9 protein-coding genes are annotated in these 17,199 nt (G+C 45.7%); 8 read left to right on the forward strand and 1 reads right to left on the reverse strand.

Going from position 1 to position 17,199, the window contains the following annotated elements; genetic code table 11:
* Positions 1 to 2,975: 2,975 nt before the first annotated feature.
* Entirely contained in the window at positions 2,976 to 3,125 is a 150-nt protein-coding gene (locus tag OXH56_14315) for a hypothetical protein (protein ID MCY3556484.1), read from the reverse strand.
* 450 nt (positions 3,126 to 3,575) lie between these two features.
* Here OXH56_14315 and OXH56_14320 point away from each other — a divergent pair, with 450 nt between their 5' ends.
* The 8 genes from OXH56_14320 to OXH56_14355 all read left to right on the forward strand — a co-directional run bounded on the left by OXH56_14320 (position 3,576) and on the right by OXH56_14355 (position 17,046).
* A complete protein-coding gene (locus OXH56_14320) occupies positions 3,576 to 4,703 on the forward strand; it encodes a sigma-54 dependent transcriptional regulator (protein MCY3556485.1) in 1,128 nt (375 codons plus the stop codon).
* Between the two features lie 1,247 nt (positions 4,704 to 5,950).
* On the forward strand, positions 5,951 to 7,015 hold the full coding sequence (locus OXH56_14325) for a radical SAM protein (protein ID MCY3556486.1): 1,065 nt from the start codon (positions 5,951 to 5,953) through the stop codon (positions 7,013 to 7,015).
* A 59-nt stretch (positions 7,016 to 7,074) separates the two neighbouring features.
* Entirely contained in the window at positions 7,075 to 8,358 is a 1,284-nt protein-coding gene (locus OXH56_14330; protein ID MCY3556487.1) for a radical SAM protein, read from the forward strand.
* Between the two features lie 326 nt (positions 8,359 to 8,684).
* Positions 8,685 to 9,374 (forward strand): hypothetical protein, encoded by a 690-nt coding sequence (locus OXH56_14335; GenBank protein MCY3556488.1) that lies wholly within the window; start codon positions 8,685 to 8,687, stop codon positions 9,372 to 9,374.
* A complete protein-coding gene (locus OXH56_14340; GenBank protein MCY3556489.1) occupies positions 9,349 to 11,244 on the forward strand; it encodes an asparagine synthase-related protein in 1,896 nt (631 codons plus the stop codon). Before OXH56_14335 ends, OXH56_14340 begins: the two co-directional genes overlap by 26 nt.
* A 1,567-nt stretch (positions 11,245 to 12,811) precedes the next feature.
* Positions 12,812 to 13,120, forward strand: coding sequence for a PqqD family protein (locus OXH56_14345; GenBank protein MCY3556490.1), 309 nt, complete (start codon positions 12,812 to 12,814; stop codon positions 13,118 to 13,120).
* The gene (locus OXH56_14350) at positions 13,110 to 14,939 is read left to right on the forward strand and encodes an ABC transporter ATP-binding protein (protein ID MCY3556491.1); all 1,830 of its coding nucleotides are present in this window, start codon (positions 13,110 to 13,112) and stop codon (positions 14,937 to 14,939) included. Before OXH56_14345 ends, OXH56_14350 begins: the two co-directional genes overlap by 11 nt.
* A 340-nt stretch (positions 14,940 to 15,279) precedes the next feature.
* A complete protein-coding gene (locus OXH56_14355; GenBank protein ID MCY3556492.1) occupies positions 15,280 to 17,046 on the forward strand; it encodes an ABC transporter ATP-binding protein in 1,767 nt (588 codons plus the stop codon).
* Positions 17,047 to 17,199 lie beyond the last annotated feature (153 nt).

Below are 17,199 nucleotides of genomic sequence, written 5' to 3' on the forward strand. Positions count from 1 at the left end.
TCACGGGCTAACTGACAGACAGGTTTGCCTGTATCGGCTTCCTGTAGAACCTAAAGCATGAATCGCGAGAAAACTGACGACGGCTCGAAAACTGACGACGGCTCGAAAACTGACGACGGCTCAATGTACTGGCGTGCCTCGTAGATCAGAAAGAAACCAAACTCTGAGTCCCGCTCAAGGGTGCGGTACAGGAACGAAACTTCACGAAGTCTATGTATATTCTAGACTACGTTGCAAATTCCATATTCACCTAACGGTAAGCCTGTTCATTCTGAGATCAATCAGAAGTAAACAGTTTAATCTGATATATTTGCAATCAGTTAGCAATTGAGAGGCGGGCCTTGCGTTCCGGTTCGCAGCTCGTTGGCATGTAATTTGCGAAATGTGGATGTTGTACGCAATGGTGTAGTCCCCTTCTAGTACAAATTGCAATGAAGAAGGCTTCTCGGTACATTGGGTGAGTGTATCTTCGATAATGAACGTGCTCTTTATTGCACGGACCCTTATGATGAAGTAAGTATCTACCACGCAAGGCAAGAAAAAGCGGGCATCTACCCGTTTGTCGAATGAAGTCGAACGCATGTTCAACACGGGATCTGGATATGCGTCTTTCGCTGACCTGGGTGTATATTTTGATCGGTTTAGACCGTTGGGCGAAGTGCTTAAAACGCAGTAGCGGCTCGTAGCGGTGCGCGGTAGGGCCCGCAAGGAAGACTACAGCAAATTGGCCGGGATCTTGGAAAGCGACCAGGTTCGTGTTGGACCTCGTCTGACCTGGTCATAGACAGCAAGTTCTTCAAGGGGAAACAGATACTCGTCTGCCTAGATCTCACTTTCGATAAGCAAAGGATTTCCATAGGTTTCGAGCAATCGGAAACGGAGAATGAAGGGGTCGCCTAGCAGCAACTTGGCAAGCTTGTAGAGTGCGGCACGCACGTAGAGTGCGGCACGCACTTAGATCAGGGCGCCTGCGCCGCCTCGGATCCCTCCGTGGCAACAGCCTTGGACGGTGGCCTCGAAGAAACACTCACCGTGTATGGTTTGGGCATGAGGACCTTTCTCAAACACGGCCTCATAACTACCAACGGCATCGAATCTATAAACAGTTCGTTCGTCAAGAGGACCCAAAACGTCATTTACGATGGACCACTGCAACCACAGTCGTCGCTGAAATAGCCGCCGGCTTCACGGACATAGACCCCCACACTCAGCGAGGTCATACACCGTGAACTCGAGATCGTTCCGAGGTGATGAACGCATAGCCTCGCTCAGCACGGGAGTCAGTTTAGTTTCATCTGGAAACGAGGCTTGACCCGTTTATAGCAAACCGTCGTTGCGCACTGTAACAACTTTTATGAAAGGCGTATTTAAAATGAGAAAAACCTATTTTTTCACTCGGTGGTTGCCCGCCATCTTGTTGATTGGCAGCCTCGCTTTCGCCGGATATACTGTGATCATTTGGTTGCTCTGGCCGTGGGTTGTACCCGATCTGTTTCCCGGAGCTGTGAGTAGCGGACTTATTGCTGCGTCATTGTCTTGGACAACTGCTATGAAAACCGCTGTTACTTTTGCCATATTGACGATGGTTTTTAGGAACGTGCATAACCGCCAGTGATATGTAAGATCAGGAGGATTAACCAGCGTTAATAGAGAATGAATTTCTATAGAACAGATCGATGTTTGGAATATGACTGAAAAGGTGGATTACGAAATATTTTCCGAGACAAGGTACACTTAATGGTAGATCTCGTTCGCTCCAGATGCAGTCCTGAAGCACTGGCCAAAGAGTTCCCGCTCAAACCATCCGCAACTGGTTTAGGCGACACGATCTGGATCAAGGCCGGCGAACCGATGGCCTGACTACCGGAGAATGGGCCGAACTGCCTCGCCCGCGCTGTGATAACAGGCAATTCAGGGTGCAACCGGAGATTCTAGCAATAGCCACTGCCTGGTTGGTCCGGCAAACCGAGACTCGCCCGAGTCTTCTTGTTAATTGAGGCAAGCAAGCTAAACCTTCTATTCCGTTCGCCGGTTGTGTAAGGCTGTTGGACGTCTCCTTCATCGGCTACAACGGCTGGCTGGCTCATGAGGCCTGTGCCTTGAATAGGGCCGAGACGGTTTCATGGCTTCTATGCCGGATCCGCTTGATCCACCAACGCCTTCATGGTGCCTATTATGCGCCGCGTATCAATGCGAAATTCCGCGAGTTGGCATACATGTAGGACGTAAACGCATGGCCCACCTGATTCGCAAGGCCGCTTTCAGCGCAAATAACGTCACAGCGCCATGCACACCACCTGACGTTCGCAGGCATCACCTTCGCTCATGCGCCGTAAGGTGCAAGAGCGAACGCGCCGTAACGCGCCGCTAGGTGTGCAGGCGGACCCTCACCAAGTGGCGTGGACGTTTTCTCCGTCAGGAGTTTTTCAGATTTTGCGTCTGCGACGAGTCCAGACCTAGCCAGCTGCGTAAGCACGGGGACTAAAGGGTGAGGGTCGTGGTTGATGCGACGCTTCATCGCAAACAGCAATACAAATCGCACTGGAGCGCGAACTCACGCAGAGGAGGTGTCCGTGCCGTGTCACTTCCTCCTTCGGGTATGAAGGCCATCGGCATCAAGCCCTAATCAGTCCAGACTTTCAAGCTTTCTTTGAAACCCCGCTTCATCAGGGACGGTGCAGGAAATCGTAGGCTAGTACATGAACCCGCCGAATACGACCGTGGTTTCGTGTACGGACAAGAAGAGTCCGATTTAGGCCTTGGACCGCCCCGCCCTTCCTTTCCGATGATCTTCGGCTTTCCCGAGACCCTCACCCATGACTTCAAACGATTCAGCACGTCAGTTTACGCCGCCCTGACCCATTCATCAGTTGCGCACGGCGTGTATCGGCCTGTGTCGTCGATGGATGCTTGAAAGTGGGGAACTTAACGATCTGCTAGCTGTCGACGAGTGCTTCGTGCACGGTGTTGTAGGGTCAATCCAGGAAATCCGCCCTGGTTTCCGCCTTGTAGTATCTGACAGGCTCGACGGGTGCATATCCAAGCATCTCGGAGAAGCCGTTGGGAATACGTGCGTGCAGGTACAGCAGCCGCTGCCCGACACCGGGGTTTGGAACTGAAGACATAATGATTTCTTGCTATTCGCAGGTGTAATTTTCAGTCGTGCGATCAAGCTCTGAAGGCAGCAGACTTCGTTTTATTCGTCTTACCTACTTTCATTCCGTATAATCCATGATATTGATTATTAACATATGATAAAAATATCCACTTGACTGTTGTAATCACAGACATACAGATTATCGAATTTTGGGATGTAGTGCGTGCATGTCATTTTAAAAGCGCGTATGTAATCACGTTATCCCTGTAGAAACTGACACGTTCGAATAGACCTGGTATGTAGTCATGCTTGCAAGACTGCCCATTCGTCGATCTATTGATGGTAGATCAGTACCTGAGTTTCCCATCCCGCCAGTGTACACCTCTCCGTCTCGAAGTACACACAGGCCGGCGCAAGCGCATTTTCTTCTCAATCCAGCGGCCGAATTCTCAACCCTGTTTAGCCATTGGCTCTACATATGTCAGATATTCACGATCACCTGACCAACGCCGGTTATTACTCGGTCGTTACAAGTAAATTGTTGTTACAAGCGTTCGAGGCCGGACCATACACGGGAGGTTGCATGGGATCATCTGGAGAGTATCGCAACAGTTCATCCGAGCAATTCGGGAGTTATCACGAGCATTCCGCCTTTGAACCGATTATTCACAAGAGCAACGTTATGAAACGTATCTGTTCGATGACCTTACAGTATGCTCAAACGGATTTGCCGGTGTTAATAACAGGTGAAACTGGTACTGGGAAGGAACTGATCGCCAGGGCGCTTCATGCGGCAAGCCGTCGCGCCGACCAAGCCTTTGTGGTCGTGGACTGTGCCGCGCTGCCCGAAACGCTGGCTGGGAATGAGCTTTTCGGTCACGAACGGGGCGCCTATACGGGAGCCGACAGAAAACAGCCAGGTCTTTTCGCCGCTGCGAATAAAGGTACCATCTTCCTCGACGAAATCGGTGAACTGCCTCCAAGTGCGCAGGCTGTATTACTGCGGGTACTACAGGATGGATCGTATCGACCCTATGGCAGTGTCCGACAAATGTATACGGATGTTCGAGTAATCGCAGCAACCAATCGAGATCTGAAGGAGGCCGCAGTTCAAAAATCCTTCCGATTGGATCTCTACCATCGGATCGGGAGCGCGGTGCTCCAGTTGCCTCCGCTACGGTCACGATTGGCCGACTTACCGTTACTTGTCCGTCACTTCATGAGGAGAACGACTTCTTTCGGTGCTCAGCCATTGGAAATTTCGCCGGCTGTGATGTCTAGGTTACTTCGACATAAGTGGGAGGGCAACGTAAGAGAGCTCGAAAACAGACTCAGATCGGGGACTGCACTGGCGTCTAGCGGTCGGGTTACCGTCGAGGATATCTTCCCTGAAGAAGGTGAGGGAATAGACCGAAATCACGAGATCCCATCACTTCGAGCCGTTAGAACCGGTGTATCAAGAGATACTGAAGGGCAATACCTGGAGGGGATTTTAAGGGAAACAAATGGCAACGTTTCGAAGGCTGCGGATATCGCTGGAGTACATCGTACCCATCTATATAACCTGTTATGTAAATATGAGATAGATCCGTCAGATTACCGGTGAGCGCCTGAACACACTTTCAGGTCATCCTTAGTGTCACGCGACGCTGGAATATGACTTGACGTAAACCGTGGCCGCACCTCTACAGACAAAGTACAAATAGTATCCAATCCCAAAATACCGGCTCGGTGCAACAGTTGCTGTTTCATTCCTACTGTACGTAGGAACTGTAACAATAGCATACTAGTCCACTTGCACTGGAAGTGATTACTTAGACCAAGCACACCCGTGTCGTGTAGAGTACCGACTACATAACTTAAGCTGCTGAAATTGTTTCACTTGTTCTCTGTAATTTAGTTTGTGCTGTAGTTTGGATTTTACAGTGAGCATGTTCGCGTTTCCAAAATCTGGAGCGTCCGTGTTGACGTCGGGCTTCCAAGAAACAGAATTAAGTCGTAATACTATAACAACTTACGGCCTACAGGCAGTCGTCGGGATAAGGTGTGGTATTTGGTCAGGTACGCATTGGTATGACTTTTGCTACTTAACAATTCGTAGGATGTTAAATTCATCTTTTTTGGATGGTTTCTGCACGCCAATCAAACTCAAGCCTGTTCCTCCTATCGGAATCGCCAGGTTAGTACTGCTGCGGAGGTAAGCAATATAAATGCCAATCCACCGCTGTTAACATGACGCAACCCCCGTTCAATTTGGGAACCTCAGATTGACCTTTCTAAAAAAAGTTGGTTTGAGAACAGTCATGTAGAATCCGCGGTCGAATTGGGTACCTGCGAGGCGATTACAGACCCGGAAAGGTCTGTTTACGGGTAGTTTTACCGGGTGATGTCCCGTCTGGACGCAACGATTCCTAAGCGACGGCCAGTGTCCACCTCGCCATAATAGGAATTGATCCCGTTGCAGTTATTGTAACGGGCATAATACCCCGATGTTGGAGATGTAATGAAGAAATGGTTTCAGATTGGAAAAACCTCCTACATGGATGCAGGCTGTAAACTACTACCTCGTAAGTTCGCTAGAATCGTTAAGACGGAAGACGGAGCTATCGCTTTATCCATTAATACATTTCGGTATTACTATTTGAACGAGATGGCTTACGACATCTGGCAATTGTTATTGCAGGAAGACAGTCCAATCAAGGCATATGAAAGACTGTTGACCGAATACGATGACATTCCCCAAGAAGACATGTACAACGATTTCAGTGGAGTGTGTCAGTTCTTTTTAGATAACAAGCTATGGTATATCAGGCGTTCTTGGAGTTAACTACAAAATTCCGTCAGGAGTAACTAGTGGAAAACTCTCCGTGTCATGATCTGTTCGTGGAACTTACTTCAAAATGCAATTTGAGATGTATCCATTGTTACAACTCATCCGGAATTGAACGCCATAAACTGAAGTTGGATCTGATAAAGAAAACCCTGGCCGACTCACAAGAACTGGGCACAAATGTGGTTCAGTTCACTGGCGGTGAAACAATGTTATATCAAGGACTTATTGAGCTTCTGGAGCTCGCAAACGAATTAGGTTATGCCGAAACTTGGATTATAACAAATGGAACGGTTTTCAAGAAAGAAATCCTAGAAAAGTGCAGAGATCTTTCGGTTAAGTTACAAATAAGTCTTGATGGCGGCACTGCGGAAACAAACGACGAGCTACGAGGTAAGGGTGTGTTTAATCGGGTATTGAACTTCCTTGAATTGCTTAACGAGTTTGACCTGAACAGATCTGCACAGATTCGTTGCACGGTTTCTCGTAACAATCTGGACTCGACTGAGCATCTGATTCAGGTTGGTCTACGCTACGATATTCCTAAGATTCATTTTTCGTGGGCGAAATACGAAGGTCGTGCAAGAGACGATAACACATATTCGGATATTCAATTTGCACCAACTGAAGTTCAACACGCCATCAATCATACGGCTGAATTAATGACAAAATACCAGAACGAAATCGAAGTATCACGGCTTCGTGCACATAGGAACCAATGTCCGATTTACAGGGATGCCGTCCCCTGTGGTAGCTTGAGGATTGCCTATGACGGTCGAGTGTTTCCATGTCAGGGATTGGTTAAGGAAGGACATGAACTGGGTGATCTAAACCATGAGGACCTTCCTGATATAGTTACAGATTCTCGCCTTAAAGCCCTAAGCAATAAACTGAACGCTGAATTTCAAGCGTGCCGGCGTTGCGCTTTTAAGAGTATTTGCCCAGGTGGTTGCCCGTCACTTGGCGAATACATTATCGAAGAACAGCCGGAGAACTTCGACGCATTTTGCACGGCACGAAGGATATCGTTCCGAGATGATCTTTTCAGGTCTCGTGGACTGCCTGAACCCCAGATGGCCGTTCAATAAAACTCCACCGCACCGTGTAGGGTAGCGGACAACGCCAAGTAGATAAGAGGGTATTTATCATGACCGAACTGTTAGCAATAGAGACCGCGTGGTCTCCACCAGATAACATCATTACCGCAGCAAGAGAAAGAATGCTTCAAGAGAAATACAAAACTGAAGGAGAAGAGATTCGAGGTTTAGTCATAGTAATGAAACTCACCGGCGCATGTAACATCAAATGTTCGTATTGCTATGCAACACCCGAACTTATCGGTGGGAACACGTCTACTGATCTTGCCATAAACACCATCGCCCATGCCGCATATAGTCATTCCGGCCCGATCGTCATCGACCTACACGGCGGCGAGCCACTATTGATGTTCGACCGAATCAAGACGATTGTAGAGGATACCGAACAACGACCGTATGCTTGGCGGGTGAGATTCAACATACAAACAAATGCATTGTTACTTAATCGGCATATAGCGAGATACCTCCATACACACAACATTAGCATCGGCATCAGTCTTGACGGTCGTGGAGATGTTAACGATATCCTACGCAAAGATCACGACGGGAAGGGTACATTTGACCGTGCTATGAAAGCCATAGAAATGTTGCGTGAGGAAAACATCCCCTTTGGTGTTATCTCAATCTTAACCAAGGTGAATCATGATAAGGTTATTGAAATGTTCGAGTTTTACAAGGAACTGAATCTAACCGTAGTCATGTGTAATGCACTTTCCCTTTCAGGTAGAGGGAACGGCAAGATACATCTACTGCCGAGCCCTATTGAGTACTTTGAATCGAGCAAACGCATTCTTGATTGGATGATTGAGCACAATTCAACCAATGAGACACCTATGTATGAATGGGACCTGTCTTTAATGGTACAACGAGTTGCGGGAATACTCAATCCCGCCGAAACAGTATGTCATAACTCTCCATGCGGAATTGGAAAGGAAACCATCTCTGTAACACCTGATGGTAGTGTCTATCCATGCGACTGGCTTGTTGGGCTAAACGAATACAATATGGGGAACATCAAAGAGCAATCGTTAAACGACATAATGAGGAACAACGGGGTTCTAGATCAATTAAGGATCCCTCATACCGAACGTGTTTTGGAATGCCGTGAGTGTGAATTGAATACGATCTGCAACGGAGGCTGTCTGGCCAGAAACATACTGGCCTATGGGCGAGAAGGCATTACTAGAGTTGCCGGAATGTGTGCGTATTACATGCAGATTTTGCCATACATAAAATCACTATTGGAGCAAGGTGTTGAGCTAAGTCACATTTCGTATCCCAAGGACGGTATCCAACCACCGTTCGATTCAGAAGATGGCTGTTTTGTAGACTAAGGAACAATCAAATGCGATTCTACCGTGCGTTCGGGAATTCAATCGCGAGTTCCATACCACTACCGTTAATAGAAACACAACAGCGCACTTCCCCTGATTTAGTCTTTACGGTGGAGTACGATCAAATTGATTTCAGTGACACTGATTTCACGGGATTCGAGAGGAAGAACTCAGCCGGTCGATCTTTCGGTGATCGGTCACCCGTGGCGTTTTTTTATGATTCGCGACGAGTTGTCCTCTATCCGGGAGAAGCATGCTATACAATCACGTTAGGCCAACCAGTTAGTATCCACTGTAGGGTATCATCCGGAACCGTACTCGACATAGTGGCGGATACATTCGTCGATGATATAGTGAGTTTGGTTACTCTAATGCAAGGCGGAATCGCACTACATGCCGGATGTGTCGAAGTAAATGGGTTTAGGTTTTGCATCTTTGGAGACTCTGGATTTGGAAAAAGCACGACAGTTACTTCACTAACCAGGCTTGGTTGTGATTTTCTAAGTGATGATGTAACCACCGGGCGCATCGTAAACGACCAATTCGAGGTGCATTCGAGTTTTCCTTATGTCAGGCTTTGGGATTCATCTGCCGACCGAGTGATCCCCAAGTATGAAGGAATATCAATTGCAGGTAAACCAGGAAAGAAAAGGTATCGTGTAACTGACTGGACTTCGGAAAAGCAGACCTGGCGAAGACTAGATTTGGCCTACTTAATGAGACCATTCCCGTCACTGGAAGCAGAATCTGTTACGAATGGTTCAAAGATGGGCATGTATATAACGTTAATCAAATCCATCATGATGGGCTTCGCTCTAACTGCTAGGGAATGGGAAATAGTACAACAGACATGTTACCATATTTCAAGCTGGACAAGGTTTCATTTGGTCTCTTACGCTATTAAGATTGAGCGTGCAGAGAAGGTAGCTGAGTTAATCATGCGTCATGTAGCCCAAACTCAAACAGAATCGAACAACATGAGAGGTAGCCATGAGCTTTGTTTGCGGTCTGTTTGAACGAAATGGTAGACGGGCTGATGAGTGCGATTTAGATAAAATGATCGAGGCTGGACTTACACTAAATGAGGAGAGCATCAGCCACCTCCTGTCTCCACCTTGCGTGAAGCAATTGGACAATGCCATTGCAGGTGTCACAACTTGGCCACACAGTCGTGGAACGCAACTCGGCAGCCCGGTTCACCTTGAAGGTAATCTACTTACTTGGACCGGTCGACTGGATAACCGAGACGAGTTGGTCGGAGAGCTGAACGAAAGGGGCACCTCTCTCACTCAAACCGTCAAGGACGATGAAATCGTCGCTTGGGGAGTTTACTTGTTCGGCGGTGAGGTTTATGTCAAGAAAATGATCGGTGATTATGCTTTTGCTGTCGTAGAAAGCAATAAAAACGAAGTCTTTTTAGCAAGGTCACCATTCGGCGTAAGAGAGTTGTACTATCTTGTTTCGGCATCGCGTACAGCATGGGCATCAAATCTAGCTCAGATTATACCGATACTAACAGACACGATCGACGAAAAACACTTAAAGGTTTATATAGCAGAATACCTTTGCTGTACGGCCAAAGGTCGTATGGCGCATACCCCGTATAGGAACGTGTACAAGTTACTTCCTGGCAGGTTTCTTCGGATTTCAACTGGCGGACTTACATCCGGTGAGATATGGTCACCTGACGAAACAAAAGCAGAACGTTATTCTACGAATGAAGAATATGAGGAACGCTTTCGTCAACTCTTGTCGACTGCGATTCGTAGAAGATTAGCCTCTTGTGGAAGCAACGGGATTCAGATCAGTCTGAGTGGTGGCTTGGACTCATCAACTGTTGCTAGTATGATTGGCCATATGCGTGAAAATGGTGAGTCGCTGCCAAGAATCCAGCTTTTTACAAACGTTTATCCAGGGCAAGGAGATGAAAGCGAGTACGCACGTACTGTAGCCAAACAAACTACATTTCCCTTAGAGATCGCGAGATCGTTCGAAAAAAACTGGTTGCTTAAAGGCTGTGATTCTCTACAGAGGCTACCAGAGCCTCAGGAGTCAATTCTTGAGAACCGAATTGGACTTGAAGAAGAACTCAAACAAGGCTCACTGACGCCCTATATGTCCGGTTTAGGAGGTGATCAAATCCTAACCGGTAATCTTATCTATCTAGCAGGCTACCTTAAGAAATGGAAGATGGCCACGTTTTTTAATCAAATACGTCAACTTTCTCAAAAATCAAAACAATCTGTAGTCAGTTTAGCTGTTCAATATGGCTTAAAGCCTGTCTTGGATCGTAGTCAGTTTCAGTTCAGAAGGCGTGGTATAGCTTTTAGTATAACAACAGAAACCTTTCGAAAACAGTACTCACTTAAAGAGCGGCTCGAATCTCGCTATCTACCTGTTGCTTACTCGGATCCTTCTGCCCAGGACGACTACGAAAGTCTTCTCTCATTGCACCAATGGTCTTGCCCTGGATTTAGCATTTTGGATATGAGAACACCGTACTTGGATACTGATTTGGTTGAGTTTTGTCTGACACTTCCAGGTAAACTACGAAATGATGGATTGCATGACCGAGTAATCATGCGGCGGGCAATGAAGGACATACTGCCCCCAAAAATTCTGCACAGAAGATCACAGGGAAGTACAGAAGACAGTATCACCTTTGGATTAAACAAAGAATGGCATCGAATCGAATCACGTTTAGGGAATTTCTATCTGGCACAACTAGATATTATCTCTAACGAGAACTTGGAAATCCTGCTAAGACGCGCAAGGGCTGGAGCATTGAGATATGATGTGTTATCCGGAATACAGATTCTTACGCTAGAGTTCTGGTTAGAAACAATACTGGGTCATGAATCAAATCCTATATTTCACAGACCTTGAATGTAATAGATCGTCGAACCTTTAATTAACTCAATATAAGGAAAAGGAGTATTATGAGATTCGAGGCGATTATCCTCATAGGTCTAGTGAGGGCCGTAATTCGATTTTCAGGTTTTTGGCTGATTTACACCGCCATCGGCCTAGTCTGGAGAGTGAACCGGTTACACGCCAATAAACAAAGAGAAATCGACATGCGCACTGTACAGCAAGTATTCGCAACAATTGATGCGGTGCTACAAACGGAAGTGTTCCCTTCTCAGTGCCTTTATCGTTCATGCGTTGCGCATATTATGCTGTTCTATCGAGGAATACCCTCACGGTTCAGGATAGGTGTAAAATCCAACCCGTTTTCAGCACATGCATGGTTGGAATGGAATGAAACACCGCTCATGGAATCAGAATCTTGTGGTTTGCATGTTATCCTGTAACGCCCTACGGGAACTTACCGTCTGACAAACTACACATATTCACATTTACCAAGGAGGTGATGTCCATAGCAAATTAGATATTTTAGTAGTTAGTTTGAGTCGATTTTGTCTGGGACTTCTGAGTTACGATCTTGATTCAAGAATAAACTCAGTGTCTTCGTTCAACTTCCCAAGATTGGGGGGAAAGTAAATGGCTAGCGAGAAGAAACAGTACTCGAAACCGGTGGTACTTGATCTCGGTGACGCCGCTGAACTTACAGCTGGGTTCAGTTCTGGCGGTTCGGAAACTATCGGAGTTTGTTTGTTCGGCTATCTTTATTGGGAGAACTCGGTTGAGCAACGGTTTAACAACAATTGATGCGGTGCTACAAACGGAAGTGTTCCCTTCTCAGTGCCTTTATCGTTCATGCGTTGCGCATATTATGCTGTTCTATCGAGGAATACCCTCACGGTTCAGGATAGGTGTAAAATCCAACCCGTTTTCAGCACATGCATGGTTGGAATGGAATGAAACACCGCTCATGGAATCAGAATCTTGTGGTTTGCATGTTATCCTGTAACGCCCTACGGGAACTTACCGTCTGACAAACTACACATATTCACATTTACCAAGGAGGTGATGTCCATAGCAAATTAGATATTTTAGTAGTTAGTTTGAGTCGATTTTGTCTGGGACTTCTGAGTTACGATCTTGATTCAAGAATAAGCTCAGTGTCTTCGTTCAACTTCCCAAGATTAGAGGGGGAAAGTAAATGGCTAGCGAGAAGAAACAGTACTCGAAACCGGTGGTACTCGATCTTGGTGACGCCGCTGAACTTACAGCTGGGTACAAATCTGGCGGTTCGGAAACTTTCGGAGTCTGTTTGTACGGCTTTATTTATTGGGAGAACTCGGTTGAGCAACGGTTTGGTAACTGAACGAGACTATGTCAAGTGTTTATAAGCGTTCTGTCCACACAAACGTCTCCCGCGAGTAGGGAATCTTTATAGGTGCCAGGACAATTCGTTTGTGAACAGGTTGCCTGTTTTCCGGGCCAGGATTTCAACATTCTGCCCGGAAAACACCGTTTATTCACGTCTCTGACGTCAGTTAAGTTACCTCCTATGCCTGCCTTCTCAAACAAGTAGGGGATAGTTCCGATGAAAGCAAATCAACTGCTGGATAAACCGGCAGATGTCATTGCCCATAGATTTGAAGATGGCATGGTTGTTTATGTAGGCGACAATGATCGTTTTCTCGGCTTAGACAGTATGGGTGCGGTTATCTGGGATTATCTGTGCTCACACGGTAGTGTAAACACTGTTGTAGAGACAATGCTTCTCGAATACGACATCGACGAACATACACTACGTGAAGACGTTGAATCGTTATGTCGACAAATGATTGAGTGTGGTGCGCTAAAACCCAAGCACGACGGAGAGAAAGGTAAAAAAGAAATTGGAATTTAGAGAATTCAAGAGACTACCCAGGTGGTTTAAAGAAGGATACAGAGCCAATCCGGTGGTGTTCTTTGTTTTCACTTTTGCTACCTGCATTCAAGGACCACTTTTAGCCATTGCCGTGCTTTGGTCTGGTAAATTGGTCGATCAAGTACCTGGTTTCATCGAAGGAAATGTAACGAATGTACAGGTACTGTTAACGTCATTGGTTATACTAGGCATCGGACTCTTAGTTACTTCCGGTGTTTTTGTACAGATGATAGCAAAAGGTCGTTTACAAGACAGCATTGCGTACAAAATCAAACGTCAACTCCTGCAAGCATCACTCGAAACGGACTATCTGGCATTCCTTAAATCAGAAAAGCAAAACCGTTTGGATCGCATCTTAAGAGGGTTTGATATGGATCTGACGTTATTGCTTATGGATTCAGTTTCTTGCCTGGGAACGACATGGACAATCGTTTCATATCTTGGCATCATCGGATTCACATCTAGCTGGTATGTAGCAATTGCTGGGCTACTTTTTTTTGTGCCGATAACTTTCATAAACCTGAAGTTAGTACAAAAGGAGTTCAAATTCGACCAGAAGGTTTCTTCCGACGATAGACGTATAAAATACACTGAATACGTCCTTACTGGATCGAACACGGCAAAAGAGATCAAGTTGTTTGGCTTGGGAGGGTATTTATCAAGAATTTGGGAGGCTAGATACAGAAAACTGAAATCAGGTAGATCTCGAATTGAAATACACCAACATATTTGGAAGGCCAGCACCCAGATTATGGCTTTGGCTATATCAGCTGGTTTGTTGTTTCTGGTTTTAGGTCGAGGCGGTGTTTCACCCGGAGAGTTCCTGGTCATCCTAACAGCATTGACATTCATTCAAAGTGGTTTGGTCGAAATTAGCAAGACAACGGCTACATTGGTTCTACGCTTGGAAAGACTGGAAGAGATTGATACTTATTTACGGGAAAAAGACCCATTAGAGTACTACCAAATCAACGAGCAAAAAGTACTACCTGTGAACTCCAACCACACGAGGCCTGCCATCGTGATTGAAAATGTATCTTTCTCTTACGATACGGGAAAAAACTGGGCACTTAAGAATATAGATCTGACAATAAACCCTGGTAAGAAGATCGCTCTTGTCGGAATGAATGGTGCGGGTAAATCTACTATTATCCATCTTCTACTGGGGCTTTATCGACCATTGACCGGCAGAATTCTGATCAATGGCTATCAACCGTATGGTATGGATTCTAAAACCCGTCACAAAATGATCTCTGCAGTATTTCAACAGTTTGGCAGATATCATGGCTTAACATTGTGGGAGAACATCTCATTAAGTTCGTTCGATCCTGCCTTCAGCCCAGGTGACCTTCTAGTAGGCGGTTCTGAGTTGTTCCCGACTCTTGAAGACAAAATGGGTTTAGTTGTGGGTAAGGAATTCGATGGAACTGAACTGTCAGGAGGGGAGTGGCAACGAATTGCATTAGCCCGTGCCATGATGTTGAATACCCCTATCGTCATTCTTGATGAACCTACTGCGGCTTTGGATCCGTTGGGCGAAGCAGGTTTGTTTAACGAATTTATGGGTTTACTTCACAAAAAGACAGTTATCGTTGTTACACACCGTTTAGGATCAATAAAAGAGGCTGATGAAATCATTGTACTCAAGGACGGTCAAGTTGAGGAAATAGGTAATCATGACGAACTGATAAATCGTCAAGGTCACTATTGGCAAATGTTTGAGGCACAAGCGGAATGGTACAGGGAACCCGCTGCAGAAATACACTCCACTTCACTTCAAGAGTCCAATCAGAACTGAGTTGTAAGCCCTAAGGGGGTATTTATGCTATGGAATATGGTTGCCGGCTTCACAAACAGTATTATTGATTTTTCACTCTTAAATACCGGGACTGTCTGGCTAGGATTGACTGTCATTGGGATCTGTATCTTCGTTATTATTGTATTCTGGACATATAGAGACGCCCGACAACGAATAGACTGTCCTTTCTTGGCAGCGTTGATGGTGTTTTTTGCGGGACCCGTCGGACTGTTAATTTGGTTAGTGTTTCGACCTAGAAAACCAGACGCTAATCATCGTTAGTCTATAGTAACACTGCGTGGATGTTCGAGGGTCAACTGGTTCACCCGGAGCTAATAGCGTGTTAAAAGAGTTGATTGAGAAGTCATATCTGTTGCGAATGATGTTACTACTTACGTCGCTTGACAGATTTCGGGTCATTCCGCTATTGGGGCTTGCCGTTCTTCGTGGAGTACTACCGACAATTGATCTCTGGATAATCGCTCAACTTGTAGACGCTCTGGTCTCGTGGGAAGGAAATCTTCTGTCAACCTTTGGATTCTGGCTAAGTACCCTGATTGGATTGCGTATCGTTGGAGAAGTAATCTCCCTGGGGATGTCGTATATAGGTGTGAAAATACGAGATCGTGTAGATATACACCTTAAACGTACGTTGTTTGCTCACATCAACGAAATCGGATTGCTGGAAAGGGAATCATCCAATTACGCGGATCGTGTATCTCGTGCGAATTCAGCGACGAATCCAACAAGAATAACCATATTGTTGGAGAGCGTTCCGAAAACCATATCTGAATTTGCCGGAATGATCTCATTGATGGTACTATTGTTTAGTATTTTTTGGCTTATTCCTGTTTTAAACATTGTTCTTCTTAGTCTCTGCATTTTCGCACAGGCCAAAGCCAGTGTCGTGTTCTTTTCGCAGTTTTATAGTCAGACTCAAGAACAACGTCTACTAGAGACCTACGAGCATGCCTTGTTCAGTAAAGATCAAGCTGGTGAGGTTAGGTTTTTCGGTTTTGGAAAGTGGCTCTTGGCAAAATGGGAGAGGTTATTCGTCACGTTTTCTAAACAACGCAGGAAAACAGTCAATAAACAGGCAAGAACCGGTAGGATCTCAGAGTGGGTTATGATCTCATTCCTTCCTACTACATCCGCTTTAGTTTTAATTTTTGGAGTTCAGGAAGTCACCGCAGGAAGTGTTATCATCGCACTTCAGTCTACGCAACATCTGTCTTCAAAACTCTACTTTATTTTGAATCAATTTCAGTCTTTTGTTGAATCCCGGCAAATGCTTAAAGAGTTCTTTTCATTCCTGGACGAAGTACCACAGGATGGGAATTCAGTTGAACCCCTTGTAGCAAAAGGGTTGAGTATTCAATGTTCTAATATGGGATTTACATATCCAAATCAGAAAGAACCTGTCCTTGAGGATGTAAACTTGAATATCGCTCCAGGGGAGCATATTGCCATAGTGGGTGAGAATGGTTCTGGTAAATCTACACTTGTTAAATTACTAATGGGATTATACTTACCTACCGAGGGTCAAGTTACACTGTCGTCCAACAACAAAACAGGAACCTGTGCTAACAACAATTACCGAATATCCGCTTTATTTCAGGATTACGTCAAGTACAATTACAAATTGCGTGAGAATATCGGCTTTGGCGATTATCGATTCATAGATGATCAGCAACGACTAAGCGCGGCAGCTAGAAAATCTGAGTGCCTTGAGATTGTGAACGAAGCTGGACTCGACATACAGATTGGTAGAGAATTCGAAGGCATCGAATTCTCAGAAGGCGAATGGCAACGGATAGCCCTCTCGCGGACACTATTCAGGGAAGATTGCGGTCTCATTACCCTGGATGAACCCACCGCCGCTCTTGATGCCATTAGTGAAGCTAAGATATTGAGAGGATTTCTTCAAATAGACCGTGAAAGAACCTGTCTGTTTGTTTCTCATCGGCTTGCTTCTATCCGTCTTGCTGATCGCATTTTGGTATTAAAGGAAGGACGGATTGTCGAGCAAGGTTCACATCAGGAACTTATGGAAAATTGTGGAGAATACAGTCGTCTGTTTAATACTCAAGTTAGTGCGTATTCTTGACAAACGCAGGAGTGCCTTGGTCAATCAATTTGGTGCAGTGTTTACCCAATGGGAGCACCGGTTAAGCTTTTGTTTACTCACGTGAAATCATTCAATCAAACTCGGTGGGTGGTCAGTTGTTCGGTCTGAGCACAAGCGATTACGATTGTAGAG

The sequence above is a fragment of the Gemmatimonadota bacterium genome (assembly GCA_026702745.1).
Taxonomy (GTDB): Bacteria; JAAXHH01; JAAXHH01; order JAAXHH01; family JAAXHH01; genus JAAXHH01.